Source organism: Bacillus sp. FSL K6-0138 (assembly GCF_037982765.1).
Classification (GTDB): domain Bacteria; phylum Bacillota; class Bacilli; order Bacillales; family Bacillaceae; genus Bacillus; species Bacillus glycinifermentans.
The window spans coordinates 753,105-777,285 of sequence record NZ_CP150286.1; the positions used below are offsets into that span (position 1 = coordinate 753,105).

Annotated in this window: 41 protein-coding genes, 2 tRNA genes and 1 rRNA gene; 37 read left to right on the forward strand and 7 right to left on the reverse strand. The window is 43.2% G+C overall.

The genetic code is table 11. The features are described from left to right. Positions 1-6: 6 nt before the first annotated feature. From rrf to tsaD, 8 genes are all read left to right on the forward strand, one after another. A 5S ribosomal RNA gene (gene rrf, locus MHB78_RS04090) occupies positions 7-122 on the forward strand. A 24-nt stretch (positions 123-146) separates the two neighbouring features. After that, a tRNA-Met gene (locus MHB78_RS04095) sits at positions 147-223 on the forward strand. Between the two features lie 64 nt (positions 224-287). Then, positions 288-364, forward strand: a tRNA-Asp gene (locus MHB78_RS04100). Between the two features lie 151 nt (positions 365-515). After that, positions 516-1,499: a thiamine-phosphate kinase gene (gene thiL, locus MHB78_RS04105; RefSeq protein WP_046132033.1), complete on the forward strand. Its 984-nt coding sequence runs from the start codon at positions 516-518 to the stop codon at positions 1,497-1,499. A 7-nt stretch (positions 1,500-1,506) separates the two neighbouring features. Continuing rightward, complete coding sequence (gene tsaE, locus MHB78_RS04110; protein ID WP_046132032.1) at positions 1,507-1,983, forward strand: tRNA (adenosine(37)-N6)-threonylcarbamoyltransferase complex ATPase subunit type 1 TsaE; 477 nt, start codon at positions 1,507-1,509, stop codon at positions 1,981-1,983. Beyond that, positions 1,964-2,656: a tRNA (adenosine(37)-N6)-threonylcarbamoyltransferase complex dimerization subunit type 1 TsaB gene (gene tsaB / locus MHB78_RS04115; RefSeq protein WP_046132031.1), complete on the forward strand. Its 693-nt coding sequence runs from the start codon at positions 1,964-1,966 to the stop codon at positions 2,654-2,656. Before tsaE ends, tsaB begins: the two co-directional genes overlap by 20 nt. Positions 2,657-2,667: 11 nt before the next feature. Continuing rightward, positions 2,668-3,126, forward strand: a complete 459-nt coding sequence (gene rimI, locus MHB78_RS04120) for a ribosomal protein S18-alanine N-acetyltransferase (protein WP_046132145.1) — start codon at positions 2,668-2,670, stop codon at positions 3,124-3,126. Beyond that, positions 3,116-4,141, forward strand: a complete 1,026-nt coding sequence (gene tsaD, locus MHB78_RS04125) for a tRNA (adenosine(37)-N6)-threonylcarbamoyltransferase complex transferase subunit TsaD (protein ID WP_046132030.1) — start codon at positions 3,116-3,118, stop codon at positions 4,139-4,141. The genes rimI and tsaD overlap by 11 nt, the downstream gene beginning before the upstream one ends. A gap of 234 nt (positions 4,142-4,375) precedes the next feature. Here tsaD and MHB78_RS04130 read toward each other — a convergent pair whose 3' ends face one another. Beyond that, positions 4,376-6,304, reverse strand: coding sequence for an ABC-F family ATP-binding cassette domain-containing protein (locus tag MHB78_RS04130; protein WP_046132029.1), 1,929 nt, complete (start codon positions 6,302-6,304; stop codon positions 4,376-4,378). 152 nt (positions 6,305-6,456) lie between these two features. On the opposite strand from MHB78_RS04130, the gene moaC reads away from it, so the two are divergent. From moaC to tatC, 4 genes are read left to right on the forward strand one after another with little or no spacing between them, the layout of a single operon-like run. Further along, positions 6,457-6,969 (forward strand): cyclic pyranopterin monophosphate synthase MoaC, encoded by a 513-nt coding sequence (gene moaC, locus MHB78_RS04135; protein ID WP_046132144.1) that lies wholly within the window; start codon positions 6,457-6,459, stop codon positions 6,967-6,969. Next, complete coding sequence (locus tag MHB78_RS04140) at positions 6,966-7,613, forward strand: redox-sensing transcriptional repressor Rex (RefSeq protein WP_046132028.1); 648 nt, start codon at positions 6,966-6,968, stop codon at positions 7,611-7,613. Before moaC ends, MHB78_RS04140 begins: the two co-directional genes overlap by 4 nt. Positions 7,614-7,634: 21 nt before the next feature. Then, positions 7,635-7,811: a twin-arginine translocase TatA/TatE family subunit gene (locus MHB78_RS04145; protein WP_046132027.1), complete on the forward strand. Its 177-nt coding sequence runs from the start codon at positions 7,635-7,637 to the stop codon at positions 7,809-7,811. Between the two features lie 6 nt (positions 7,812-7,817). Then, positions 7,818-8,582, forward strand: coding sequence for a twin-arginine translocase subunit TatC (tatC, locus tag MHB78_RS04150; protein ID WP_099047017.1), 765 nt, complete (start codon positions 7,818-7,820; stop codon positions 8,580-8,582). Between the two features lie 36 nt (positions 8,583-8,618). On the opposite strand, the gene MHB78_RS04155 is transcribed toward tatC, so the two are convergent. Continuing rightward, positions 8,619-8,798 carry a YdiK family protein gene (locus MHB78_RS04155; RefSeq protein ID WP_046132142.1) on the reverse strand — a complete coding sequence of 60 codons (180 nt, stop codon included), beginning with the start codon at positions 8,796-8,798 and terminating at the stop codon, positions 8,619-8,621. Further along, entirely contained in the window at positions 8,798-9,532 is a 735-nt protein-coding gene (locus tag MHB78_RS04160; RefSeq protein ID WP_046132026.1) for a CPBP family intramembrane glutamic endopeptidase, read from the reverse strand. The genes MHB78_RS04155 and MHB78_RS04160 overlap by 1 nt, the downstream gene beginning before the upstream one ends. A 224-nt stretch (positions 9,533-9,756) precedes the next feature. Here MHB78_RS04160 and groES point away from each other — a divergent pair, with 224 nt between their 5' ends. Next, a complete protein-coding gene (gene groES, locus MHB78_RS04165; protein ID WP_003179248.1) occupies positions 9,757-10,041 on the forward strand; it encodes a co-chaperone GroES in 285 nt (94 codons plus the stop codon). Positions 10,042-10,086: 45 nt separating this feature from the next. Further along, a complete protein-coding gene (groL, locus tag MHB78_RS04170) occupies positions 10,087-11,718 on the forward strand; it encodes a chaperonin GroEL (protein ID WP_046132025.1) in 1,632 nt (543 codons plus the stop codon). An 81-nt stretch (positions 11,719-11,799) separates the two neighbouring features. On the opposite strand, the gene MHB78_RS04175 is transcribed toward groL, so the two are convergent. Together MHB78_RS04175 and MHB78_RS04180 are read right to left on the reverse strand one after the other, a co-directional pair. After that, complete coding sequence (locus MHB78_RS04175; RefSeq protein WP_340033582.1) at positions 11,800-13,017, reverse strand: site-specific integrase; 1,218 nt, start codon at positions 13,015-13,017, stop codon at positions 11,800-11,802. 13 nt (positions 13,018-13,030) lie between these two features. Further along, positions 13,031-13,663 carry an XRE family transcriptional regulator gene (locus MHB78_RS04180; protein ID WP_043054092.1) on the reverse strand — a complete coding sequence of 211 codons (633 nt, stop codon included), beginning with the start codon at positions 13,661-13,663 and terminating at the stop codon, positions 13,031-13,033. Between the two features lie 163 nt (positions 13,664-13,826). Here MHB78_RS04180 and MHB78_RS04185 point away from each other — a divergent pair, with 163 nt between their 5' ends. From MHB78_RS04185 to MHB78_RS04195, 3 genes are read left to right on the forward strand one after another with little or no spacing between them, the layout of a single operon-like run. Further along, positions 13,827-14,075, forward strand: coding sequence for a helix-turn-helix transcriptional regulator (locus MHB78_RS04185; RefSeq protein ID WP_340033584.1), 249 nt, complete (start codon positions 13,827-13,829; stop codon positions 14,073-14,075). Positions 14,076-14,108: 33 nt separating this feature from the next. Further along, on the forward strand, positions 14,109-14,300 hold the full coding sequence (locus tag MHB78_RS04190) for a helix-turn-helix domain-containing protein (protein WP_340033586.1): 192 nt from the start codon (positions 14,109-14,111) through the stop codon (positions 14,298-14,300). Positions 14,301-14,322: 22 nt separating this feature from the next. Next, positions 14,323-14,532: a hypothetical protein gene (locus MHB78_RS04195; protein ID WP_017475023.1), complete on the forward strand. Its 210-nt coding sequence runs from the start codon at positions 14,323-14,325 to the stop codon at positions 14,530-14,532. Here MHB78_RS04195 and MHB78_RS04200 read toward each other — a convergent pair. Beyond that, positions 14,509-14,751 (reverse strand): hypothetical protein, encoded by a 243-nt coding sequence (locus MHB78_RS04200; protein ID WP_145644230.1) that lies wholly within the window; start codon positions 14,749-14,751, stop codon positions 14,509-14,511. The two genes, MHB78_RS04195 and MHB78_RS04200, sit on opposite strands and share 24 nt — an antisense overlap. Positions 14,752-14,821: 70 nt before the next feature. Here MHB78_RS04200 and MHB78_RS04205 point away from each other — a divergent pair, with 70 nt between their 5' ends. The 3 genes from MHB78_RS04205 to MHB78_RS04215 all read left to right on the forward strand — a co-directional run bounded on the left by MHB78_RS04205 (position 14,822) and on the right by MHB78_RS04215 (position 16,119). Then, on the forward strand, positions 14,822-15,526 hold the full coding sequence (locus tag MHB78_RS04205; protein ID WP_340033590.1) for a Rha family transcriptional regulator: 705 nt from the start codon (positions 14,822-14,824) through the stop codon (positions 15,524-15,526). A gap of 70 nt (positions 15,527-15,596) precedes the next feature. Then, entirely contained in the window at positions 15,597-15,842 is a 246-nt protein-coding gene (locus MHB78_RS04210; RefSeq protein WP_340033592.1) for a hypothetical protein, read from the forward strand. Between the two features lies 1 nt (position 15,843). After that, positions 15,844-16,119, forward strand: a complete 276-nt coding sequence (locus tag MHB78_RS04215; RefSeq protein ID WP_340033594.1) for a hypothetical protein — start codon at positions 15,844-15,846, stop codon at positions 16,117-16,119. Here the strand turns inward: MHB78_RS04215 and MHB78_RS04220 are convergent. After that, positions 16,106-16,504 (reverse strand): hypothetical protein, encoded by a 399-nt coding sequence (locus MHB78_RS04220; protein ID WP_340033595.1) that lies wholly within the window; start codon positions 16,502-16,504, stop codon positions 16,106-16,108. The two genes, MHB78_RS04215 and MHB78_RS04220, sit on opposite strands and share 14 nt — an antisense overlap. Before the next feature lie 51 nt (positions 16,505-16,555). Here MHB78_RS04220 and MHB78_RS04225 point away from each other — a divergent pair, with 51 nt between their 5' ends. The 17 genes from MHB78_RS04225 to MHB78_RS04305 all read left to right on the forward strand — a co-directional run bounded on the left by MHB78_RS04225 (position 16,556) and on the right by MHB78_RS04305 (position 24,181). Further along, on the forward strand, positions 16,556-16,774 hold the full coding sequence (locus MHB78_RS04225) for a hypothetical protein (protein ID WP_340033597.1): 219 nt from the start codon (positions 16,556-16,558) through the stop codon (positions 16,772-16,774). Then, positions 16,767-17,636, forward strand: a complete 870-nt coding sequence (locus MHB78_RS04230) for a phage replisome organizer N-terminal domain-containing protein (protein ID WP_340033599.1) — start codon at positions 16,767-16,769, stop codon at positions 17,634-17,636. Before MHB78_RS04225 ends, MHB78_RS04230 begins: the two co-directional genes overlap by 8 nt. Further along, positions 17,620-18,453 (forward strand): ATP-binding protein, encoded by an 834-nt coding sequence (locus MHB78_RS04235; RefSeq protein WP_340034060.1) that lies wholly within the window; start codon positions 17,620-17,622, stop codon positions 18,451-18,453. The genes MHB78_RS04230 and MHB78_RS04235 overlap by 17 nt, the downstream gene beginning before the upstream one ends. 13 nt (positions 18,454-18,466) lie before the next feature. Beyond that, on the forward strand, positions 18,467-18,625 hold the full coding sequence (locus MHB78_RS04240) for a hypothetical protein (RefSeq protein WP_340033601.1): 159 nt from the start codon (positions 18,467-18,469) through the stop codon (positions 18,623-18,625). A 151-nt stretch (positions 18,626-18,776) separates the two neighbouring features. Further along, positions 18,777-19,325, forward strand: coding sequence for a hypothetical protein (locus tag MHB78_RS04245; RefSeq protein WP_340033603.1), 549 nt, complete (start codon positions 18,777-18,779; stop codon positions 19,323-19,325). 104 nt (positions 19,326-19,429) lie between these two features. Next, on the forward strand, positions 19,430-19,579 hold the full coding sequence (locus MHB78_RS04250) for a BH0509 family protein (RefSeq protein ID WP_128748284.1): 150 nt from the start codon (positions 19,430-19,432) through the stop codon (positions 19,577-19,579). Between the two features lie 72 nt (positions 19,580-19,651). Continuing rightward, entirely contained in the window at positions 19,652-19,858 is a 207-nt protein-coding gene (locus MHB78_RS04255; protein ID WP_046129149.1) for an XtrA/YqaO family protein, read from the forward strand. Positions 19,859-19,892: 34 nt separating this feature from the next. Further along, the gene (locus MHB78_RS04260; protein WP_046129150.1) at positions 19,893-20,126 is read left to right on the forward strand and encodes a hypothetical protein; all 234 of its coding nucleotides are present in this window, start codon (positions 19,893-19,895) and stop codon (positions 20,124-20,126) included. After that, on the forward strand, positions 20,123-20,374 hold the full coding sequence (locus MHB78_RS04265; protein WP_046129151.1) for a hypothetical protein: 252 nt from the start codon (positions 20,123-20,125) through the stop codon (positions 20,372-20,374). The genes MHB78_RS04260 and MHB78_RS04265 overlap by 4 nt, the downstream gene beginning before the upstream one ends. A gap of 73 nt (positions 20,375-20,447) precedes the next feature. Then, positions 20,448-21,257, forward strand: coding sequence for a DNA adenine methylase (locus tag MHB78_RS04270; RefSeq protein ID WP_046129152.1), 810 nt, complete (start codon positions 20,448-20,450; stop codon positions 21,255-21,257). A gap of 33 nt (positions 21,258-21,290) precedes the next feature. Continuing rightward, positions 21,291-21,425 (forward strand): hypothetical protein, encoded by a 135-nt coding sequence (locus MHB78_RS04275; protein ID WP_269081994.1) that lies wholly within the window; start codon positions 21,291-21,293, stop codon positions 21,423-21,425. 114 nt (positions 21,426-21,539) lie between these two features. Further along, on the forward strand, positions 21,540-21,668 hold the full coding sequence (locus tag MHB78_RS04280) for a hypothetical protein (protein ID WP_099047076.1): 129 nt from the start codon (positions 21,540-21,542) through the stop codon (positions 21,666-21,668). Between the two features lie 15 nt (positions 21,669-21,683). Further along, positions 21,684-22,124 carry an ArpU family phage packaging/lysis transcriptional regulator gene (locus tag MHB78_RS04285; RefSeq protein WP_046129153.1) on the forward strand — a complete coding sequence of 147 codons (441 nt, stop codon included), beginning with the start codon at positions 21,684-21,686 and terminating at the stop codon, positions 22,122-22,124. After that, positions 22,124-22,666 carry a site-specific integrase gene (locus tag MHB78_RS04290; RefSeq protein WP_046129154.1) on the forward strand — a complete coding sequence of 181 codons (543 nt, stop codon included), beginning with the start codon at positions 22,124-22,126 and terminating at the stop codon, positions 22,664-22,666. The genes MHB78_RS04285 and MHB78_RS04290 overlap by 1 nt, the downstream gene beginning before the upstream one ends. A 234-nt stretch (positions 22,667-22,900) precedes the next feature. Continuing rightward, entirely contained in the window at positions 22,901-23,092 is a 192-nt protein-coding gene (locus MHB78_RS04295) for a hypothetical protein (protein WP_340033548.1), read from the forward strand. Positions 23,093-23,498: 406 nt separating this feature from the next. Then, positions 23,499-23,723 (forward strand): CotD family spore coat protein, encoded by a 225-nt coding sequence (locus MHB78_RS04300; protein ID WP_340033605.1) that lies wholly within the window; start codon positions 23,499-23,501, stop codon positions 23,721-23,723. 218 nt (positions 23,724-23,941) lie between these two features. Continuing rightward, on the forward strand, positions 23,942-24,181 hold the full coding sequence (locus MHB78_RS04305; RefSeq protein WP_340033606.1) for a hypothetical protein: 240 nt from the start codon (positions 23,942-23,944) through the stop codon (positions 24,179-24,181).

The window sequence follows — 24,181 nt, forward strand, 5'->3', positions numbered from 1 at the left end:
TAACAGTTTGGTGGCGATGGCGAAGAGGTCACACCCGTTCCCATGCCGAACACGGAAGTTAAGCTCTTCAGCGCCGATGGTAGTTGGGGGTTTCCCCCTGTGAGAGTAGGACGCCGCCAAGCTGTTATTTTTAACATATCCTTCATCGCGGGGTGGAGCAGTTCGGTAGCTCGTCGGGCTCATAACCCGAAGGTCGCAGGTTCAAATCCTGCCCCCGCAACCAAAAATTACTCATTAAATGAGGAGTGCCCGAAGGGTGCAACCAAAATATCTCATACATATTAAATGGTCCGGTAGTTCAGTTGGTTAGAATGCCTGCCTGTCACGCAGGAGGTCGCGGGTTCGAGTCCCGTCCGGACCGCCATTTGTACACAAACGAAATCATAATGTTTTCGTTTTTTTTTATGCTTTTTTTCAGCTTGGTTCTGCCAAGCTTTCTTTATTGGTGATAATTCGATAAACTATTGTTAGTGTTTTTTATTGCCGCTTTAAGCACTAAAGGAGCATGTTATCTTATGGATGAATTTGAGCTGATACAAAGGATCACGCCGCGCTCTCTTTTTCACAGGGAAATCGAAATCGGTATTGGAGACGATGCCGCTGTTTACGAATCAAAAAAGGGATACCAGGAAATCGTTTGTGTCGATACGATGGTAGACGGTGTTCATTTTCTTTCGTCACATTCAACGCCTGCTGATATCGGGTATAAAGCGTTGGCTGTCAATATTAGCGATATTGCAGCAATGGGGGGAATCCCAAAGTTTTACCTTGTGTCCATCGCTGTTCCGTCAGGCTGGCGCGAAGCCGATATTGAGGCGATGTATGAAGAAATGAACAAACTGGCGAAACTATACCAAATGGATGTAATCGGCGGTGATACGGTATCGACTCATGGACAAATGGTCATTACGGTTACGGTGATCGGTGAAGTCGAAAAAGGAAAAGCGTGTTTGCGAAGCCATGCCAGACCGGGAGATATCGTCTTTGTGACAGGAGAACTTGGTTCATCAGCAGCAGGGCTGTCATTTTTATTGGGAGAACTATCTGCAGAGGATGAGCGTCTCATTGAGCATTTTATTGAGCGGCACAAAAGACCTGTGCCACGTGTCAAAGCCGGTTTGATCTGTTCCCGTTATCAAAGCGTTGCGCTTAACGATATCAGTGACGGACTTGCGAGCGAATTGAATGAAATTGCTGAAGCAAGCCGTGTTTCCATAGACATCTATCAAGATTTGATACCAAGATCTTCGGATTTACATAAGCTGCGTTCAGAATGGGAAGAGTGGGTCTTGTTCGGCGGCGAGGATTTTGAGCTTGTCGGTACGATTTCAAGCGATCAATGGGAGCGATTTGACCGGGAATGCACAAGCTGTGGAGTGCCCGTTTACAAAATCGGCGCAGTCAGCAGATCCGGGGAGGCAAACGTGTTCTATTATCGAGGGCAAGACCGCATTCTCCTTGAGAAAAAAGGCTATAATCATTTTAGACAAGACAGGTGACATAAAGTTGAAAACATTGGAATGGAAAACGACGGAACCCGAAGAGACAAAGAGCATCGCTAAGCTTACGGCGCGCTTTGTTCAGCCAGGGGATGTCATTACATTGGAGGGCGATCTCGGAGCCGGAAAAACGACTTTTACAAAAGGCTTTGCTGAAGGCCTCGGGATTCAGCGGGTTGTCAACAGTCCGACCTTTACGATCATAAAGGAATACCGGGAAGGTGCTCTTCCGCTGTTTCATATGGACGTTTACAGAATGGAAGATGAAACAGAAGACCTCGGTTTGGATGAATATTTTGAAGGGGAAGGGGTCTGCCTTGTCGAATGGGCCCATTTGATCGAAGAGCAGCTTCCCGAAGAACGCCTCGAGGTTGTCATCAAAAGACTCGGCGGAGATGAGCGGAAGCTCACTTTGACGCCAAAAGGCAATCGGTACGAAAAACTTTGCAGGGAGATAAGCGAACATGACGACACTAGCAATTGATACATCTAACCTGACGCTTGGCGTTGCGTTAGTCCGGGACGGAAAGGTAATTGCCGAGCACATATCACACCTGAAAAAAAATCATTCCGTCCGGGCGATGCCTGCGATTGATGAATTGCTTCAGGAGTGCGGCCTGGAGCCTTCTGATCTGAGCAAAATCGCAGTTGCGAAAGGGCCTGGATCTTATACCGGAGTGCGCATCGGCGTCACGATAGCCAAAACGCTGGCCTGGTCGTTGAACATTCCCGCGGCATCAGTTTCGAGCCTGGAAGTGTTAGCCGCCAACGGCCGTTTTTTCTCGGGCGTCATCTGTCCGTTGTTTGATGCAAGGCGTGGACAGGTTTATACAGGATTGTACCGCTATGACGACAATAACAGGCTGGAGACCCTGGAAGGCGATCAAAATATTCTGCTTGAAGATTGGCTGAAAAAGCTGAAAGACATTGAGCAGCAAGTGCTGTTTTTAGGAAATGATACAGATATTCATAAAGATATGATCGAAAAGATGCTCGGTAAGCAGGCGGTGATCGGAGGCGCTTCCCTTCACCTCCCCCGCCCTTCCGAATTGGCCTTGATCGGGGAGCGGAAAGAGCCGGAGCCAACGCACGGCCTTGTGCCAAACTATGTCCGTTTGGCAGAAGCGGAAGCCAAATGGCTGGAAAAACAAAAATAGCGGGTGGAGCCATGAATACTCAAATGGTCATACGTGACATGAAATCAAATGATGTCGATCAAGTGTATGAAATCGAAAAACGCTCTTTTTCGTCCCCTTGGAAAAAAGAATCGTTCTATCATGAGCTCCATCACAATATGTATGCTCATTATCTCGTCCTCGAAGTAGAAGAGCAAATCATCGGATACTGCGGGATCTGGATTGTGCTGGATGATGCGCAGATTACGAACATTGCCGTTTTGCCTGAATATCGCGGGCGCCGTTACGGAGAAGAGCTTTTAAAAGCCGCCATGAAACTGTGCCTGATGAAAAAAGCAGCTCAGCTTTCTTTAGAGGTGAGGGTGTCGAACCATATCGCCCAAAGCTTATATCGAAAACTCGGTTTTCAGCCGGGGGGAATTCGCAAAAATTATTATACTGATAACGGAGAAGATGCTTTATTAATGTGGGTGAGACTGAATGAATCATAAAAAAGATTTGTATGTATTGGGAATTGAGACAAGCTGTGATGAAACCGCTGCCGCCATCGTAAAAAACGGTAAAGACATTATAACAAACGTTGTAGCGTCGCAAATTGAAAGCCACAAACGTTTTGGAGGGGTCGTTCCGGAAATTGCGTCAAGACACCACGTAGAGCAGATGACGATCGTGCTTGAGGAAGCTTTTTCACAGTCAGGCATGTCTTTTGACGATATTGATGCAATTGCGGTAACTGAAGGCCCCGGGCTTGTCGGCGCATTGCTGATCGGCGTAAACGCAGCGAAAGCACTGAGTTTTGCCCGCAAGATTCCGCTTGTCGGCGTTCACCATATTGCAGGCCATATTTATGCCAACCGGCTTGTCCAAGAGCTTCGCTTTCCGGCGCTTGCTTTAGTCGTCTCAGGCGGGCACACGGAGCTTGTGTATATGAAGGAACACGGTTCATTTGAAGTGATCGGCGAAACGCTCGATGATGCGGCAGGAGAAGCATACGATAAAGTAGCCAGAACGATGGGACTGCCTTATCCGGGAGGGCCTCATATTGATAAGCTCGCGCAAAAAGGCGAAGCCAACGTACCATTGCCGCGGGCCTGGCTTGAAGAGGGCTCATATAACTTCAGCTTCAGCGGCCTTAAATCAGCGGTGATCAACACGCTTCACAATGCCTCGCAAAAAGGGGAAACGATATCGCCGGAGGACTTGTCCGCAAGTTTCCAGGAAAGCGTCATCGACGTGCTCGTAACGAAAACGAAGCGGGCTGCCAAGGCTTACGGAGTCAAACAGGTTATGCTTGCCGGAGGAGTTGCGGCAAACAAGGGGCTTAGAACGGCCCTTGAAGAGACATTTTCCGCATATCCGGACATCGAGCTGCTCATTCCGCCGCTTTCGCTTTGCACAGATAATGCGGCTATGATTGCAGCGGCAGGAACCGTCGCTTTCGAAAAAGGAATCAGGGGAAAATATGATATGAATGGCCAGCCCGGCTTGGAGCTGACATCTTACTAAAAACCTCACACACCGTGAGGTTTTTTTAGTTATTAACAGCTTGTTAACATATATCCACAGGCATGTTAATAATATTAAAAAACCTGTTATATAGAAGTTTTTTTACTTGTTAATAATGTGAATAAATATTATGTTTTTTGTGGATATTGTGGGTAAATCGCTTTCTTTCTTGTAAACAAAGGGTTTGTTTTGTGGATAAAAAAGCCGCTTCATCGATTGAAGCGGCTTTGATCTTTATTCTTCTGTAGAAAGTGCTTCCCATTCGGATAATAAGTGCTCAAGTTCGTTATTCAGGCGCTCGTTTTCGGAGTTGATCTCCTGAACCTTTTCGTGGTCTTGAAAGACGTCGGGTTCGCAGAGCAGCTCCTCATTTTGTTCAATTGTTTCTTCGATGGCCGTGATGCGCGTTTCGATTTCGTCTATGCGGCGCTGCCGCTGCCGCTCTTTTCTCTTCCATTCCTTTTCTTCTTCATAGCTCCGCTTTGTTTTGGCCTTATCTGCATCAGGTTTGCTTTGCTCGTCTGTATTTTGCTTTTCCAGTGCTTTAAGCTCAAGCTGCTGGGCCTTTTTTTCCGTATAATAATCGTAGTCTCCTAAATATTCTTCCACTTTCTCAGGTGAAAGCTCGAATACTTTTGTTGCAATGCGGTTGATAAAATAGCGGTCATGGGACACGAACAAAATCGTTCCCGGATAATCGATCAAAGCATTTTCCAATATTTCTTTGCTGTCCAAGTCAAGATGGTTTGTCGGCTCGTCAAGAATGAGAAAATTGGCTTTTTGAAGCATCAGCTTCGCGAGCGCGAGCCGTGCTTTTTCGCCGCCGCTCAGGGCGTGAACAGGCTTTAAGACATCGTCTCCGGAAAACAGGAAATTCCCGAGGCATGTTCTGATATCTTTCTCATTCATCTCGGGGTAGTCGTCCCAAAGCTCGTCAAGCACGCGCTTGGACGAATGGAGTTCAGCCTGCTCCTGGTCGTAATAGCCGATCGAGACGTGTGAACCGGTTGATATCGTGCCTGTAAGGGGTTTAAGCTTTTGAATCAGCGTTTTTAAAAGGGTTGATTTGCCTACTCCGTTAGGGCCGACAAGGGCCACGCTTTCACCGCGCGAAATTTGAAAATAGAGCGAGCGGAGGAGCGGAGGCTGATCTTGGTAGCTGACCGTCAAATCCTGAACGCGCAGGACGTCGTTTCCGCTTTGCCGGGCAATGTCAAAACGGAAGGAGGCCGATTTTTCGTCGCCGAGCGGTTTATCCATGACGTCCATCCGTTCAAGCTGTTTGCGCCTGCTTTGTGCGCGTTTTGTCGTTGAAGCCCTCGCCAGGTTTCGGTCGACGAAGTCCTGGAGTTTGGCGATTTCATCCTGCTGCTTTTCATACAGTTTCATTTCTTTTTCAAGCTGTTCAGCTTTTAATTTCAGATAATCGCTGTAGTTTCCGATGTATTTTTTGCTCCTGGAGCGGGATATTTCGTACACCTGGGTGACAACCTTATCAAGAAAGTACCTGTCATGGGAGACGATGAGTATCGCTCCGCTGTAGTTTTGCAAATATTGCTCAAGCCAGGTAAGCGTATCGATGTCAAGGTGGTTCGTCGGTTCATCGAGAATGAGCAGGTCAGGTTTGGCCAGTAGCATTTTTCCGAGAGCGAGCCTCGTTTTTTGTCCTCCGCTTAAATCCTGGACGCGCGCGGTGTCGCCGTATCCGGCAAATCCGAGACCATGGATCACGGATCTGACGTCGGCTTCATATTGGTAGCCGCCCTTATCTTTAAATTCCTGCTGCAGTCTGTCGTACGTTTTCATTAACGATTCAAGCTTGTCGGGTGCAGCATGCGCCATCTGCTCTTCGACTGAGCGCATCTCTTTTTCCATCGCTTTCAGATGATCGAATACAGTCAGCAATTCTTCTTTTATTGAAAGCTTTGAATCGAGTCCCGAATGCTGATCAAGGTAGCCGATTGTTAAATCCTTCGGCTTGATGATGTCCCCTTTTTCATAAGAAAGCCTGCCGGCGATAATTTTCAAAAAAGTCGATTTTCCGGCTCCGTTGCGCCCGACGATCGCAATCCGGTCCCGGGATCTGACTTCCAGCTTTATATTCGTTAAAATGGAATCGGCTCCAAACGATTTTGAGAGCTGATTGACTTGTAAAATCATCATGATTTATTTCACCTCTTGTTTGCTATTTTTAGTGTAGCCTATCAGATAGCAGTCAGCAAACAATTAAGCGGAGTCTGGAAGATTTTAACCAAAAGGAAAAGACAGATTGAAAAAAATAGTGTATGATCTTTAGTAAGGAGAGTTTTATAATGATGAACCAATTTACGCATTTTAACGAACAAGGCAGAGCCAAGATGGTTGATATAAGCGAAAAGGAAGCTTCAGTGCGAACTGCTGTAGCTTTCTCAAGCGTGTCTATGAAAAGAGACGTGCATGAAAAAATCAAAAACCAGGAGATGGGGAAAGGCGATGTGCTGGCTGTGGCTCAGGTGGCAGGAATCATGGCGGCAAAACAAACGTCCGACATCATCCCGATGTGCCATCCGATCGCTCTGAAGGGAGTCGACATCGCCTTTCGATGGGAAGAAAAAGACCAGAACAGCATCCTGCATATTCAGTCAACCGTCAAGACAAAAGGGAGCACAGGTGTGGAAATGGAAGCGTTAACGTCAGTTTCCGTATGTGCGCTGACCGTCTATGACATGTGCAAGGCTGCGGATAAGGGAATGGTGATAGGACCGACCTATCTCGCTGAAAAAACAGGCGGGAAAAGCGGTGACTATAAAAGGGAAAAAGCTGATGTAAACATGGAGGATCGTTTATGAACTTGGATCATTCAAAAATTCCGCAAGCGACAGCTAAGCGGCTGCCGCTATACTATCGTTTTTTAAAAAACCTTCATGCATCCGGAAAGCAGCGTGTTTCATCCGCTGAATTGAGCGATGCCGTAAAAGTCGATTCTGCCACGATTCGGAGGGACTTTTCATATTTCGGTGCACTCGGCAAAAAAGGCTACGGCTATAATGTGAATTATTTGCTGTCCTTTTTCAGAAAGACGCTCGACCAGGATGAAATGACAAACGTAACGCTTATCGGCGTAGGAAATTTAGGGACAGCCTTTCTCCATTACAACTTCATTAAAAACAACAATACGAAAATCTCAATGGCTTTCGATATCAATGAAAGCAAAATCGGAAAAGAAGTCGGAGGCGTTCCCGTTTACGATTTAAATGACCTTGAAAAGCATTTGACAAACGATATTCCCGTCGCGATTTTGACGGTCCCGGCCCAGGCCGCCCAACCTATTACGGACAGGCTTGTTGCGCTCGGTATTAAAGGCATTCTCAATTTTACGCCGGCCCGTTTGAATGTGCCGGAACACATTCGAATTCATCATATAGATTTAGCGGTTGAACTTCAGTCATTGGTATATTTTCTGAAGCATTATTCAATGACAGAAGAAAAATGACGGAAAGGGGGAGGCTTTTACATGCCGACAATCGGTCCTGGAAGCTTTATTTTAATCGTTATCTTGGCGATTCTGATTTTCGGTCCGCAAAAACTTCCTGAACTGGGAAAGGCAGCAGGCAAGACGCTAAGGGAGTTTAAAAACGCAACAAGAGGTCTGGCAGACGACGAAAGCGAAAAAAAGAAAGAAGATCAGTAGGATGGGATGACATTGATGAAGGGAAGAGAAATGTCGCTTCTGGAACATATTATTGAACTGCGAAGACGGCTCGTGTTCATTGCCTTCTTTTTTGCCGTTTTTGTCATGGCGGGCTTCTTTTTGGCTAAGCCGATCATTCTTTATTTGCAGCAGACCGATGAAGCGAAACTGCTGACGCTGAACGCGTTTAAACTGACCGATCCGCTCTTGGTATACATGCAGTTCGCTGTCATTATCGGCGCTGTGATGACCTCGCCGCTTGTCTTGTACCAGCTGTGGGCTTTTATCAGCCCGGGGCTGTATGAAAAAGAACGCAAAGTGACGCTAAGCTATATTCCTGTATCGATCATACTTTTTTTAGGCGGCATTGCTTTTTCTTATTTTATTTTATTTCCGTTTGTCGTTGAATTTATGACGAATCTTTCCGATGATCTTAAGGTGAATCAAGTCATCGGGATTTATGAGTATTTTCAGTTTTTAATACAGCTGACGCTTCCTTTCGGCTTATTGTTTCAGATGCCTGTGATCATTATGTTCATTACAAGGCTCGGTTTGGTGACGCCCATGATGTTGGCTAAGATCAGGAAGTATGCATACTTCTTTTTGTTCGTCATCGCGGCGTTCATCACGCCTCCTGATATGTTGTCCGATTTTATGGTGGCAGCGCCTCTTTTGATCCTGTATGAAATCAGCATCATCATTTCGAGAATTTCCTACAGGAAAGCGCAGAAAGCCGTCATTCAGGAAGCCAATCAGGCATTTTTAAAATAAAGGGCCATCTCTTTTTGAGAGAATGGCTCTTTTTCTTTATTTTTTCCGCTTTGAAAGGGCGAACATTTTGAAGGAAATGCTGATGTTATAGGCGGCGAACAGCATCAGGAGAATGGTGTAGAACGACCACATATTCCCCGGAGAGGTCGCTGCCAGATACGTAAACAGCACGCCCGTCAAAAAATACATCACGCCCCAAAACACCGGGCTTCTCATCATAAAAATCCTCCGATAATCAGCTGCACTTTTTCAACCCGTTCCAAATAGTCCTGAATCTGGCCCTGAAACGTCTGCATGATCACGACAAACGTATTCATGGCGACGTGGGCAAAGATCGGCACGATAATCCGGTTTGTCCTGACGTACAAAAAAGCGAATGTGAAGCCCATTGCCGCATAGATTAAAAAGTGTGAGAAATCTATGTGGACAACCGAGAAAAGGACGGAGCTGAACAGAGCAGCGATAAAGAAATTCGTTTTTTCATATATAGCTCCGAAAATGATCTTTCTGAAAATGATTTCTTCCAGAATGGGGCCGAACACAGAAGAGACGATGACCATGAGCGGCAATGCCTGAATCAATTTCATGATCATTTGCGTATTTTCCGACTCGGGATTGGCCCCGAATAGCGTCATTTCAATCATGGCAGCAATTGACTGAGCAAAAATCGCGAGAAAAACGCCGCCGACCGCCCAGGCTACCGATGCCCCAATCGATGCTTTCGGCCTGTTTCGAAGCGTTGTTTTCGGCACTGTCCTTAAAATCAGCAGCACGATGACGAGACAGAGCAAAAAGGCAATGACTGACCATACGCTTGTCAGCGTCAGCTTTGCTTGAACGGGAGTCTGTCCTTTTCCTACGCCGAGCAGGTAAAGCAGAGGCACGCCGACGATGGACGACAATTGCATGAGGACGTATGTCAAAATAATAAACCAGTATTGTTTTCTCAAGCCGTATGTACTCCTTTTCTAGAATCTAAAGCAGACTACATTTATTGTAACACACTCTTATTAAATTATCGGATGGGAAAGGGAAACGGAAACTTGCAAGCGCAAAAATTTTTAGACTTATCACTTGAAATTGCCAGGGAGATTCTTTATTATAAGAATTGTGTTAGCACTCAATGAGTGTGAGTGCTAAAATTACATATGAAAATATTGAGGAGGTTGTTTCATTGTTAAAGCCATTAGGTGATCGCGTTGTCATTGAGCTCGTTGAGTCTGAAGAAAAAACTGCTAGCGGAATCGTACTTCCTGACTCCGCAAAAGAAAAACCCCAAGAGGGTAAAGTAGTTGCTGCCGGTTCAGGCCGTGTATTAGAGAGCGGAGAACGCGTGGCATTAGAAGTAAAAACAGGCGACCGCATCATCTTCTCAAAATATGCCGGTACTGAAGTGAAATATGAAGGTACTGACTACTTAATCCTGCGTGAAAGCGACATTTTAGCTGTTATCGGCTAAGTCTTAAATAAAATCTTTATATAATCCTGAGGAGGTTCGAATCACATGGCAAAAGATATTAAGTTTAGCGAAGAAGCCCGCCGTTCCATGCTGCGCGGTGTAGATGCATTGGCTGATGCTGTAAAGGTAACATTGGGACCTAAAGGACGCAACGTCGTTCTTGAGAAAAAATTCGGTTCTCCGCTTATCACAAACGACGGTGTAACCATCGCGAAAGAAATCGAGCTTGAAGATGCGTTCGAAAACATGGGTGCAAAGCTTGTTGCTGAAGTTGCCAGCAAAACGAACGACGTTGCCGGCGACGGTACGACAACGGCGACTGTTCTTGCTCAAGCGATGATCCGCGAAGGCCTTAAAAACGTAACAGCCGGAGCTAATCCTGTGGGCGTCCGTAAAGGAATCGAGCAGGCTGTTGCAGTAGCGGTAGAAAACCTGAAAGAAATCTCTAAACCGATCGAAGGCAAAGAGTCTATCGCACAAGTTGCTTCTATCTCTGCTGCTGACGAAGAAGTCGGAAGCCTGATCGCCGAAGCGATGGAACGCGTCGGCAACGACGGTGTCATCACGATCGAAGAATCCAAAGGATTCACGACTGAACTTGAAGTTGTTGAAGGTATGCAGTTCGACCGCGGATATGCGTCTCCTTACATGGTGACTGACTCCGATAAGATGGAAGCGGTTCTTGAGAACCCGTATATCCTGGTCACTGACAAAAAAATCACAAACATTCAAGAAATCCTTCCGGTTCTTGAGCAAGTCGTTCAGCAAGGCAAACCATTGCTTCTCATCGCTGAAGACGTTGAAGGCGAAGCTCTTGCAACGCTTGTTGTCAACAAGCTCCGCGGAACATTCAATGCAGTGGCTGTTAAAGCTCCTGGATTCGGCGACCGCCGCAAAGCGATGCTTGAAGACATCTCTATCCTGACAGGTGCCGAAGTGATCACAGAAGATTTAGGCCTTGACCTTAAATCAACTCAAATCAGCCAACTGGGACGCGCTTCTAAAGTCGTCGTTACGAAAGAAAACACGACGATCGTTGAAGGCGCCGGAGATGCTGAGCAAATCGCGGCACGCGTCAACCAAATCCGCGCTCAAGTTGAAGAAACAACTTCTGAATTCGATAAAGAAAAATTACAAGAGCGCCTTGCGAAACTTGCAGGCGGCGTAGCTGTCATCAAAGTCGGCGCTGCGACTGAGACAGAACTGAAAGAACGCAAACTTCGCATCGAAGACGCCCTCAACTCTACTCGCGCTGCGGTAGAAGAAGGAATCGTATCTGGCGGAGGTACAGCTCTTGTCAACGTATACAATAAAGTTGCTGAAATCAACGCTGAAGGCGACGAATTGACTGGTGTGAACATCGTTCTTCGCGCTCTTGAAGAGCCAATCCGTCAAATCGCGCACAATGCAGGCCTTGAAGGATCTGTCATCGTTGAGCGCCTGAAAGGCGAAGAAATCGGAATCGGCTACAACGCTGCAACAGGCGAATGGGTCAACATGATCGAAAAAGGTATCGTAGACCCTACAAAAGTTACACGCTCAGCTCTGCAAAACGCTGCATCAGTAGCGGCAATGTTCCTGACTACTGAAGCAGTCGTTGCCGACAAGCCTGAAGAAAACAAAGGCGGCGGCATGCCTGACATGGGCGGAATGGGCGGAATGGGCGGTATGATGTAATAGGCTTTTAAAAGCTTATTATATCAAGGTTTCCCTGCCTCTTGTGGGTTTTTTGCCCACATTTTGCCCACAGTTGACAGATTAAAGTAAGCTTCTCATGAGTTCGCTGAACTTGTGGGAAGCTTCTTTCTTTTTTGGTTTAGTGATATGCAAATAGATATTTTTGGTTGTATCATCATCAGTGTGTCCTAAACGATCCATAATTTGTTCCAGGCTAACCCCTGCTTCAGCCAGCAGAGAGGTATGAGTGTGTCTTAATGAATGTGGGGTTAGTGATGGATTTAAATCGGCAATTTTAAGCAATCTTTTCATACGTATTTCAATTAACTTCACATAAGCCGGATACCCTGCATTTACTTCATCCAATTGAGCAAAAACAAATCCTTCATTATGATACGTCTTACGGTACTTCATTCGCACTTCTTTTTGAGCTTTTCTAAGCTTATCAAGCTCGAACAGGACATCTTTCGTAACATCTATCACGCGTTTAGATTTTTTTGTTTTTGGAGTGAGTAATTCGTATTCTTTTATGGCATTGCGTGGGTTGTAATACGTTTTTGTAATGCTTATAGTTTGTTCTTCAAAGTCAATGTCACTCCATTTTAGAGCACATAGTTCTCCGGCTCTCATGCCTGTATAGGCAAGCGTTAAGAATATTGGATAGTCACGAATATCCATTTGATGATCCGGGATAATGGAGAGAAAATGTGCAAGTTCTTCTTTTTCCAAATATTTTGGTAATTCTTTTTCTCGCTCTAATTCCTCAACGGTTTTTTGAACTTTCGGGACAATCGCATATTCTGTCGGATCGGTTTTGATCACTTCAAGTTCGACCGCACGTTTAAAGATCATTCTCCCGGTTCGGTGAGCACCGTCGATTGTATTTTCCGCATATCCTCTTGCTTTTAAGTCATTGAGTGCATCTTGATATTGTTTGCGTGTTATATCTTTCATCTTTAAATACAGAAAATAGTCCATCAAACGATTGATCTCATGCTTACGAACCCTTATCGTACTTTTCTTTACTCTTCCAGTGTTTCCGTACCAGATCAGCCATTCTTTCGCGAACTCTTCGAATGTAATTTCTTTCTCTTCAATATAGGTTCCTTGCTGAAGCTCATACTGGATTCGCTTAGCTAACTCTTCGGCTTCAGCCTTTGTTCTAAACCCTCCGGCTTCTTTTTGTTTACGTTTACCAGTAGTCGGATCAACAATATCATACCGATAGTACCACTTTGCGCCACAGGTGCACCGTTTCTTTTTGCACTTGCAGCCTCGACGCCTAAATGATCCTTTCATTATTTATCACCCTTTACAACTTTTGTGTGAATTGTATCGCTTGTCCGATGACTCTGGCTGGGTTGTCCGGGGTGATAATAAAAGGGCTGTAATTCGGATTATCCGGCATCAAAATTACCATATCTCCTTGACGTTTAATTCTTTTCAGGGTAGCTTCTGTGTCGCCGTTAACAAGCACGGCAGCTATTGCCCCATTTTCTACTTCCGGTTGTTCGCGCACTAATACGTATGATCCGTCAGGAATCGTTGGTTCCATGCTTGTCCCTTTTGCCTTTAGATAAAATAGATTACCACTTGGTAGTTGATCGGGAGACTCGTATATATATTCAGTTACATTTTCTTCGGCTAATATCGGTTCACCGCATGCAATTGTTCCGAGTACAGGAACGGGAACTGTTTGTGGTGCTAAAGGAGTAAGATTGGATGGTGCTTCTTCTGTCAATTGAGTACGAGTAATTCCGAAATAATCAGCCATTAATTGAATTTTGTCTGGTCTGGGATATGTTTTCCCTTTAACCCAGTTAGATACGGTCATCTCTGGAATATTTAAATCTCGAGCCATCATAGTTTGTGATATTCCCTTACGTTTTAATTGTTTTTTTAAATTGTTTGCCATGATTTCCTTTAGTTTTTGAATATCAATCATTTTAATTCCTCCTTGTTTTCTTCCTTATTATAGTACCTAAAAACGGTAAGTATGTAAAGGATCAAACTACTTTTTTTCGGTAAAAATAATGTTAAAAGGTATTGACAGTAACTTTTAAAGGTAGTATATTGAGAGCATAGAATAATGAAAGGAGTTGAAAGTGTTGATTAAAATAACTTTAGCTGCAGCTAGGGTCAATGCAGGCCTAAGCCAAGCACAAGCTGCTAAAGAGATTGGCATAACACCAAAAACTCTTCGGAATTATGAGAAAGGTATTACCGCTATACCTGGATACCGACTTAAGAAAGCCGCAGAAGTTTATGACTTGCCAGAGGACATAATCAAATTACCTATTGTAAATGATGGGGCATATGATGAAGAAGAAAAAAATTTACAGCTAAATACCGTTTAAAGGTACATTTGTATGGAAGGAGATTTGAATACAATGCAAATAATTGATCAATTGCCGCCAATACTTACTGTTAAGCAAGTTTCAGAGTTAATGGGATGGCATCCAAATACTGTTTATCAACGTTGCACTTCGGGCGATTTGCCAAGTTTCAAAAGCGGAAACAGCAGGCGGATACGTCGAGAAGCATACTTGGAATGGATTAAAAAAATGGAAGCCAAAAACTAAAATTTTTTAGGAGGTTAATAGAGTGAGACGAATTCAATTAACAGATGGAATGCCTTCGAACATTACAAAAAATGAACTAAAACAAGAAACACTTGAACTTTTAAAGGCAGTCATTAAGGAATGCTCTAAAAGTGGTTTAAGTTATGTTGAAATTAATAAAGCTCTGCACCTTGCAGATGAAGAGCTTTATAAAAATGTTATTCATAAGTCATTCTCTCATTTTCAAAAATGAATTAAAAGGATCATTTTCTAATTCAGTTTGGTATTCGTCGTACTGTTGTTGGTTAGCGCCTACAACATACACAGTGTTGTAATACACTTGTCCATTTTCCAAAATGTCAATGAACTTTTGACCAACATGTAATAGAGTCCAACCTTTTTTAAGATATTCGTTGGCGGATGAATTGGCATAATCATCATCAAATTCTAAGGTGAAAACGATGTCGTTCATAATAACACCTCCCTTCAAAAATATTTTATCAGAAGGGGAGCAAAATAAAACTTTTTAGGAGGTCACATAGATGGAAAATCAATTAGTCTTCATTAAAGAAAATATCGCTGTCACAGACAGCCTAACCATTGCGGAGATGTTTGGGAAGGAACATAAAAATGTATTGAGAGATATTGAAACTCAAATGGAATATGCAGGTGAAGAATTTAATGAGCTCAATTTTGAGCGCAACTCTTATAAGGATTCTTTAAACCGTCTCAAACCAAAATACGACCTTACCGAAGAAGCATTCACACTGGTTGTGTTCGGTTACAACACAAAGGAAGCTGTTCAAACCAAAATTAAATTCATTCAAGAATTTAAGCGGATGAAAGAATACATCCAGAAACAGCAGCAGCCAAAAGCGATGAACGCAAAAGAGAGCATACTTGCCAATATGAAACTAACCATCCAGCTAAACGAAGATGTTGACGGGATGAAAGAAGACATAAAGCAACTTCGGCATGATCTCGATAAAAAATTAACGCTCGATTACTCTCAGCAGCAAGCCATGAGGAACGCAGTGAACAAACGTGTGCATAAGCTCTGGAATGAAAATAAGGTCGACAAAACTTTCTATGAAACGACCAGAAGAGTTTATGCAGCATTATGGAAGAACCTAAAAGATGCGTACAGAGTCAATGCCTATCCAAACATTCTGCAAAAAGACTTTGAAGAAGCGATGAGCTTCATTGAAGGATGGAGACCGATTTTTAACGGAAGTCAATCGGCATAAGTGCCGCGGATTCCCCAAAGGTGGGGAAAGGAAGCCGGTAAAACTGGATACCCATAGGAGGAGAAAGAAAGTGAATCCTTATAGATTGGAAATGCAAAAAGTAAAAATCAAATCAGTTGAGTATGAAGAAGCTTTGGAGAATACAGCAAAAGACCTTATTAGACAACTCAAATCATTTTGTCAGACATATGGAGATTTACTGCATTGTTTAGATCAATTTAGATATAAGCCAAAGACTGAACAAGTAATTGCCGAGTATGCTAAGAGACTTGTTAAACAAGAGATAAACAGAATCCCATTAGAAAGGAATTTGTGAAATGAACAAACAAAATAAGTCAACCCCTGCGGCAACAGAGGTTGAAATTGAAAAACATTTAAAAGAGTTACCTGAATCTGTACGGATAGCTATCTTAGCAAATATTGAAAAAGCCAAGAAAACTGAAATAACTATTGGTATTGATCCAGAAAGCTATTTGGCTAAAGAAATCCTTTGGCAATCCAGAAAAATGATAAGGATTGAGCATACATTAGGTGAATTGAATATCGCAATCAACCATTTACGAAATCAGATCAATAAAATTAATCAACAATAAATGGTTTGAGCTCAAATATTTCAGGAAGCTCATTATAATTCTTGACTAGCTCTCTGAATTCAATGCCTGTCCATTGGTCACAATGGTCCGTTGAAATACTGTCTAACAGCTCATCATTAAATACGTTGAATTGATGGAAAAAGCGTTCTATTTCTTGGTTTTCTCCCGGAGTTTCCAATTGATAAACGGTTTGAGCTGCTGTAATAAAAGTATTCGCTTGGTTAAGGTGAGCTAAAGCGATTGTGATTCGGCGATCATCAGAGATCTTTAATTTACTAATTAGCCCTGAATTTTTGAGAGTTTTATAACTCTTTTCAGCAGCGTACATTCCATTAATTAAATGAGTACGCATTGCTTTTATCGTGTCTGGAAAAGTTTTATTCATAGTATCACCCCCTATCCTACAGGGACATTATACCAAAAAGGAGGAGCAAGCATGTTTTTAGTCAGCTATGTATGGCTACATAATCAAATTCATGCCGTCATCAGTGAATCTGTCAAAACGCACAATCAGGCTTTGAGCAAGCTTAAACGCCAGGGCGGCGCAATCATTAAAGATGAATGTAAAAACAATGTTCTCGGCTCTGTGATCGTAAACGGGAAAAAATCAGTTTGGCCTTTGACCAAGTCGGAAGGACTGAGGTCAAATGGCTGAGGTCAAGTGGATCAAGCTAAGTACACAAATGTTTGAAGACGAAAAAATCAAACTGATTGAACAGATGCCGGAGGCGGACACCATTTTGATTATGTGGGTTAAACTGCTGGCCCAGGCTGGCAAAACGAATGCGTCAGGATATATCTACCTAAGTAAAAATATCCCGTATACGGACGAAATGCTGGCGACAATTTTCAATCGTCCGTTACCGATCGTAAGAATGGCATTACAGACATTTCAGCGATTCGGCATGATAGAGATCGATGAAAATAGATTTATTTCAATTACCAATTGGGAAAAGCACCAGAATATTGATGCCATGGATAAAATTCGTGAAGATACTCGGAAAAGAGTGGCTAAACACCGCGCAAAACAAAAGGCTTTAAAACTGTCTTCTCCTAGTAACGTTACATGTAACGTTACGGTAACGGAGAGTAACGAGACAGAAGAAGAAGAAGAAGAAGAAAAAGAAAAAGAAAATAATATATTGTCGGGCAAGCCCGACGACGCATCTTCTGAAAAAGATGAAATTCCTTACAAACTGATCATTGACCTTTTAAACAAAGTCGCTGGAACAAAGTACCGTCATACTACACCAAAAACCAAGACCTTAATAAAGGCGCGATGGAACGAAGGTTTTAGATTTGATGATTTCAAACATGTCATTCTAGTCAAATGCGAAGAATGGCGCGGTACTGATCTGGACAAGTATCTAAGGCCTGAAACGCTGTTCGGCACTAAATTTGAAAATTATCTTAACCAAAAGCCAAAAGGAGGTAGACCTCATGACAGAAACATTCACCAAAGACCGGGCGGAAAGAGTCAAGGCAGAGTTATCACGGAGGATGACATTCCATACTGATGAGAACGGAAAGCCTGTCTATTGCAACAAGCATACAAGGATCATCGGCGGTGAAGAAAAGCCTTACCCGGTCCAACTCATGAAACTCCGAGACGGTTCAATAAAATGTCCTATGTGCGAAAGAGAACAACGTAATAAGGAAATCGAGCATGAAGCCGAGATATGGCGCCGTCAGGTAGAACGACAGATTCTATCGACTTATTCCCTTATTGCCGATCCTACCCTTAAAAAAGCAACGTTCGAAACGTTCCGCAGCTACAACCAAGAGGACGAGCAGAATAAACGGAGGATGATGGAACTTGTCAGCCGAATCAAGGCAGGCGCTGTGATGAACATCTTTTTGACAGGAGAATCTAACGCCGGAAAAAGTCATCTTGCAATGGCCGCCCTTAAAGAACTGAACAAAAATGATTCCGAAGAGTACGCGAAGTCAGCCCTCTTTGTTAACAGTGATGCCCTCATGAGGCGAATTAAAAAATCATTTAAAGATGATTCCGAAAAGCTGACAGAAGCTTTTGCAATCGAGCTACTTACAAGGGTTGATTATCTCGTAATCGATGACCTGGGCGCCGAAGTAGGGGACACAGACAACGAAAACAGAGCCGCAAATGATTTTATTCATCGTGTATGGTATGGGGTTTCTACTGGACGTCAAGGAAAAGTGACAATCATCACGACGAACCTTTCAGGCGTAGCGTTAACAAAACTATATGACAAAAAGACTGTTAGCCGATTGACAGCACACCTTGAGGCTATCAAGTTTTTAGAAAAACAAACGGAGAAAAAGGGGCGGACGGCTCCGGCTCTAAACTTTTAGGAGGTGAAAACAAGTGAAGGACACCAACTTAAAACCGATCATGCCGGGTGTCTGGGGGCATGTGGAAACCAATAAAACACCCGAGGAACTCAAGCAAGGGCTAAAAGACATCGAGCAGAAACTTGAAAATTGGCTGGCCTATTGGTCAAACATACGGAGGGAAAGCATATGAAACACGGTAAGCGACCAACACGCGCGCAAAAGCAAATCATCAAAAAGAACGGTTTAAACCCTGAGAACTGGCTTATATCAAAGAATTTACAGCATGAACAAAGATTGATCATCGTTCACCGTCACACCGGGACCGTGCGGGAGTGTTGGGCGTGAAAAAGACTGTCCGCGCTGATCGTTTAGAAATTGCCCTGGATAGCTTGAATTATGAATGGTCATATGTGCAGATTTGTAAATTGATAGATTACTGGTATGACGGCAAATCATTATATGACGCTGCCGATCTTCTGAGAAGAAAACCTGACGAGCTTTTGATTCTGATTGTGGACCTTGCAAAAAGAAGGATTCTGCCTCACAGGCCTTACGGTATAGGCGCAAATCCGAGAATATGGATCAGTCCGCAAATGATGAAAACTAAAAAGAACGGAGTAAGACAGCTATTCTGTGAAAGTCCTGTTTATATCCCGTTCCTTGAAAATAATTTTATTTGGTATGAGCAGGAGCTTTATAGGTTTAGAGATTTGTGGAATCGGGGTGAGTCCATTATCAAAATAGCAAAATCCTTCAAAAGAGAAATAGAAGAATTATTGTTCCTCGTCATTGATCAGGGGAACAAGGAAATGATTCGGCCGCGAAATGGGGGACTTTTAGGTGCGGAAGCGTCAGAAAACGAAAAAAGGCAGTTCAGGCTTATCGTTTGATAAAGCATCTTTACAGCAGCTTTTAGTCATTATCAGGTTTGAATCTTGTCCCAAGCATTTGAAAAATGCTGCCATGAAAAATCTTTTAAAGAGGTGAAATCTTCATGACGGAACAGGAGCGTTTGGAAAAAATCGAATGGATCAATCTGATCGAAAGGTACGGCAAGGAGTCGCTTAAGCAGAAGAGCGATGAGGAAATTGAAAAGCTTTATAACCTGGCAATGCTCCGGCAAACGGATGATGTGTTTGCATAAAAAAACCAGAGCTATTAAAAGCCCCGGAAAATAAAAACCTGACACTTTTATTTTATCACGGGGGTGCGGCTGGTGAACAGTCCTAAAGAAATCAAAATCAATCAAGATGTATCAATTACAAGCAAACTTCGAGATGGAAAGGTTACCGTCATCGTTTTAGATGGCCTTTACGGAAAGGTATATGAAGCAGAGGCCCCGGAACACGGCAGAACGATCATAGAAACATTTAAAGGTGACTTTTCCCGGATTCATCTTGAATCATCACACAAATTCAATTAATAGCAGGGGTTTCCCCTGCGGGGGAGTGAACGACATGTTTAAAGCAAAGTCAATAACTTTTAATTCTGAAACTTTTATGCTTGGTCAAATATATAAGCCGCCAGGTTTCACAAAGATGGCGACTGTCACAAATATTGTAGATAATCGGAATACTTATTCACATAACGAGGGCGGTTTTGAGGTCCGCTTTGATTCAGGGGATTTCTTACGGATTCATTCAAACGATGTAATTATCCATTGGGAGCCGATGGGCGGTGATGCGGAATGACACTTTTACAATCGTCTTTACTCCATACAATCAAGGCACAGCCGGATAACATGATTACAATTGACGAACTGGCTAATAAGTACGCACTTCACCCGGATTACGTTAAGTCGATCATTGAACGCACTGACGGGCTGGCGATTAAGGGGAACGTCGTCTATGCTCCAAAACAATCGTTTCTGCTGCCGTTGCTGGGGGTTGCTGGGGTGTTCGCGGCAATCGTGATTCTGCCGATGCTGATAGGGGGATAACCGGACACCCGGGGAAAGAATGGACCATCTCAAACATGAGTAAATAACAAGAAAAGGGTAAGGAGGTGCTTTTATGGCCAGATCACCTTTAATCTGGTTCGGTGGCAAGGCCAAATATGCCGAACACATCATAAACAAAATGTCCGCCCATAAGGTTTATGTCGAGCCTTTCGGCGGTGCGGCCCATGTCATAGCAAATAAGCCGCAAATATCCCATGAAGTGTACAACGATATTGACGGAAATGTGGTCAATTTCCTAATGCAAGTCAGAAAGGATCCAAAGGCAATGCAAAAGGCTTGTGAGTCCATCCCGTACAGCCGGGCGCTTTACGAGAAATGGAAGACTGAGGATTACCCAACAGACGACTTTGACCGGGCTGTCCGGTGGTTTTATATGAACCGGTCCGGGATCAGCAAGGGAAACGCGGAGAATGTTCCACAAACCGGTTGGCGTCACAGTACGAAAAGCGGTCAGAATCCGGCGGGCGGCTACATAAGCGCCTGTACAGCTTTTCAATTATTCGCCAACCGTATGAAAGGTGTCATGATTGAGTGTAAGGATTTCCGGACGATTATTGAAAAATACGATAGCCCGGATACTCTCTTTTATGTTGATCCTCCGTATGTCGGCCGAGAACAGTTTTATGCCGGCGGGTTTACAGAGCAGGATCACCGGGATCTGGCGCGGCTGCTGAATCAAGTAAAAGGAAAAGTGGTTCTCTCCTATTATGACGATCCTTTGATACTCGAGCTCTATCCGACTTGGGAAAGGGAAACTTTTTCAGCATATAAGCAGGTTGTCGGTGGATCCGGAAAAGGGAACCGGGCCGAAGAAATGCTGTTGTTCAATTATAAAATCACTCAGCTTAGTCTATTTGATTAGGAGGCGCGGCGGGCGCCGGGAAGGGGAAATGTTATGATACAGGATTACAAGCCATTTCTGCGGCAAGCCATCGATATTTTTGATCAAAAGTATGGAGTGAACGGCAGATTATACCTCATGTTCTGGCTGCAAGACAATTTGATGAAAACCGTCGGCGGACGGAAATAGAATAATGTCCTAGATGGAATGCCTGCGGACACTGAACTTTCAGCTTTTACGCTGTTTGTTTGGTGTCCGTTTTTTATTTGACCCGACGGCAGTTTAGTGAAAGGAGAAATAGACATGAAACCCAACAAAAGAAAACGCCCTGAAAAAGCGCAGGAGCGCTCTGAGCGCTTTTGGCGAGAGATTATGGGGCAAAATAAGCAGATTCTTAAACGAGGCAAAGGCGGCGCTTATAAGCGCAAATAAAAGGAGGAATAAACCATGCTATTTCAATTACCCGAAATCGATAGAGAAGCGACGAAAAAGAAAATTGAAACCATTCTCGATAATTACAGGGTGGTTCTCTTACAAGTGCCGGATGATCTGCTGCCGAAAGTAACGGCAGGGTTCAACATCGTTCCACCGTCAAATACAAACGCGTTTCATTCATCTACCGAAGATACGGCCATCAAAAGAGTCGAAATGGAACAGGAACGACATGCCTTTCTTTCAAAAATTCAAAAGGCCGTGAATCGTTTACCAGCCAATGAACGGCAGATCATCATCATGAAGTATATGTCCCAAGATCACCGTTTTGATTATGAAGTTTACAACGAAATAGGGATGAGCTCACGCACATACTTCCGGATAAAATCGCGCGCTTTTTATAACCTGGCTTTTGCATTGAAAGAGGAAGTGTACGTGAAGGGAAGTGCTTCATAATGAATTTTGTGCAGCCTATCAGGGACAAGGACCAGATTTATTATATTAAGAAATTCCTGAGAGAACGGAGTGAAAGAAACTATCTGCTTTTCGTCACCGGCATAAACTCGGGCTTGCGTATATCCGATTTACTTCGTTTAAGAGTCCGTGACGCGAAACGAATGTACATCGATTTACGCGAGAAGAAAACCGGCAAGCAGAAACGGATCAAAATAAATAAGGCCCTAAAAAAGGCCCTGGCCGACTATATTAAAGGTAGAGATGACCAGGAATTTTTATTTAAGAGCCGCGAAGGACTAAATAAACCGATCAGCAGAAGCACGGCATACAACATATTGAAAGAGGCGGCGGAATACGTCGGGCTTGATGGCATCGGCACCCACACCATGAGGAAAACGTTCGGTTATTGGCACTATAAAAAATTCAAAGACGTGGCCCTGCTGCAAGAGATATTCAACCATTCCAGCCCTGACGTCACGCTTCGATATATCGGGATCACTCAAGACACAATGGACCAAACAATGGACTCATTCAGCTTGTAAGCTCATCTGTCTTCAAAACGGATGAGTTTTTTTCTGGATATTTTAACGAATTAACCATAACGAGAAAGTGTCTAACTCATTTTAAGGAAATGGCTTAAAACTATGCAGGGCAAAGGGTTCAGCGGTTACGTGAATTGGACACAATATAAGATATGGTTAATTCGTGGATAATGTGGATAAATAAAAACTTTTGCATGGTATAATGTAGAAAAAAATCGAAGGAGCCGATCAAATATGTCTGATTTCATAACTGAAAAAGAAATGGATTCTATCAGAAAAATTCAGCTTTCAGACAGCCAATACAAACTTTATTCCGGTTTAAAAAAGAAATTAAAGCTTCCTGATCATCAAATCATCAATATGACATGGGGTGAATTAAAAGAGAACTTGCAAAGGAGGCAAAGCAGAGGCATGACAGCAAAATGATTTTGGCACAATTATGGCACAACGTTGGCACTCTATTTTTGTTTAAACCGTGTATTATGGTATTAAGCGAGTAGACAAGTTTATTTTTTGTGATTTATTGCATAAAATAAAATACATCGAGAATTACCCCTTTTTTCAAGAGGTATCCTGAAGGATGCTTCTTGTTTTTTTGAATGAATTCGAATAGACAAGCTGCAAATATGGATCGAAATCATAATAATAAATATATTTATTTCTCTCCTTTCAGTTTAAGTATCCTTAAAAAATTTTTGAGGATACTTTTTTTGATTTAGGCTGTGGATAGTACTCGATCGGACAAATATGGGTGATTGTAATGGTACATGTATACACTGTTTATCATAGTTTAATAATGAATATGATAAATAAATGAAAGGGGAGCTTAGTCATGTTTCATTGCAAACCAAATGTGATGCCGCCAATTGTACACCCGACTAATTGTTGTCAAACTCATACTTTTTCAAAAACAATTGTGCCGCATATTCATCCGCAGCATATAACAAATGTGCATCATAAGCATTTCCAGAATGTCCATCAATATCCACACACTTATTCTAGTTACGATCCTGTTACACACTCTCATACTCATTGTGGTAAACCATGTTGTAACTAGTGGGATTAAACAATGTCTGTATGGTTTACAGTGCATCATCATATATAGCACCCAAATGAAGGGTGCTTTTTTATGTTCTCTGTAAACCGGGTCCAGTAAATCTCAGAATAAACGATTGTCGGCCAATGTGGGCCTCTGAGTGTGGGCTCGGTTTAGAAAGAATATACCAGGCGCTTTCCCAAACGGGAGGGCGTTTTTTATTTAAGGGAGGAATAGTCATGAAACCGTTATTGGTGGATGTCGCTGTAAAAAAAATAGAACGGATAACAAAAGAGGATATTTATCACGGTGGTATCAGCATAAAAAAGAGTGCCGGAGTGTCTATTGTTGCAGCTGTCAGATTTGAATTCGGGACTACAGTTAAAGGTGACTTCTATTTTCCGGGCGAACAGGAAATGAGCTTTTCAAAAGCTGAAAAGAAAATACGTGAGTTGTTCACCGAACAAAAGGGGGACTGA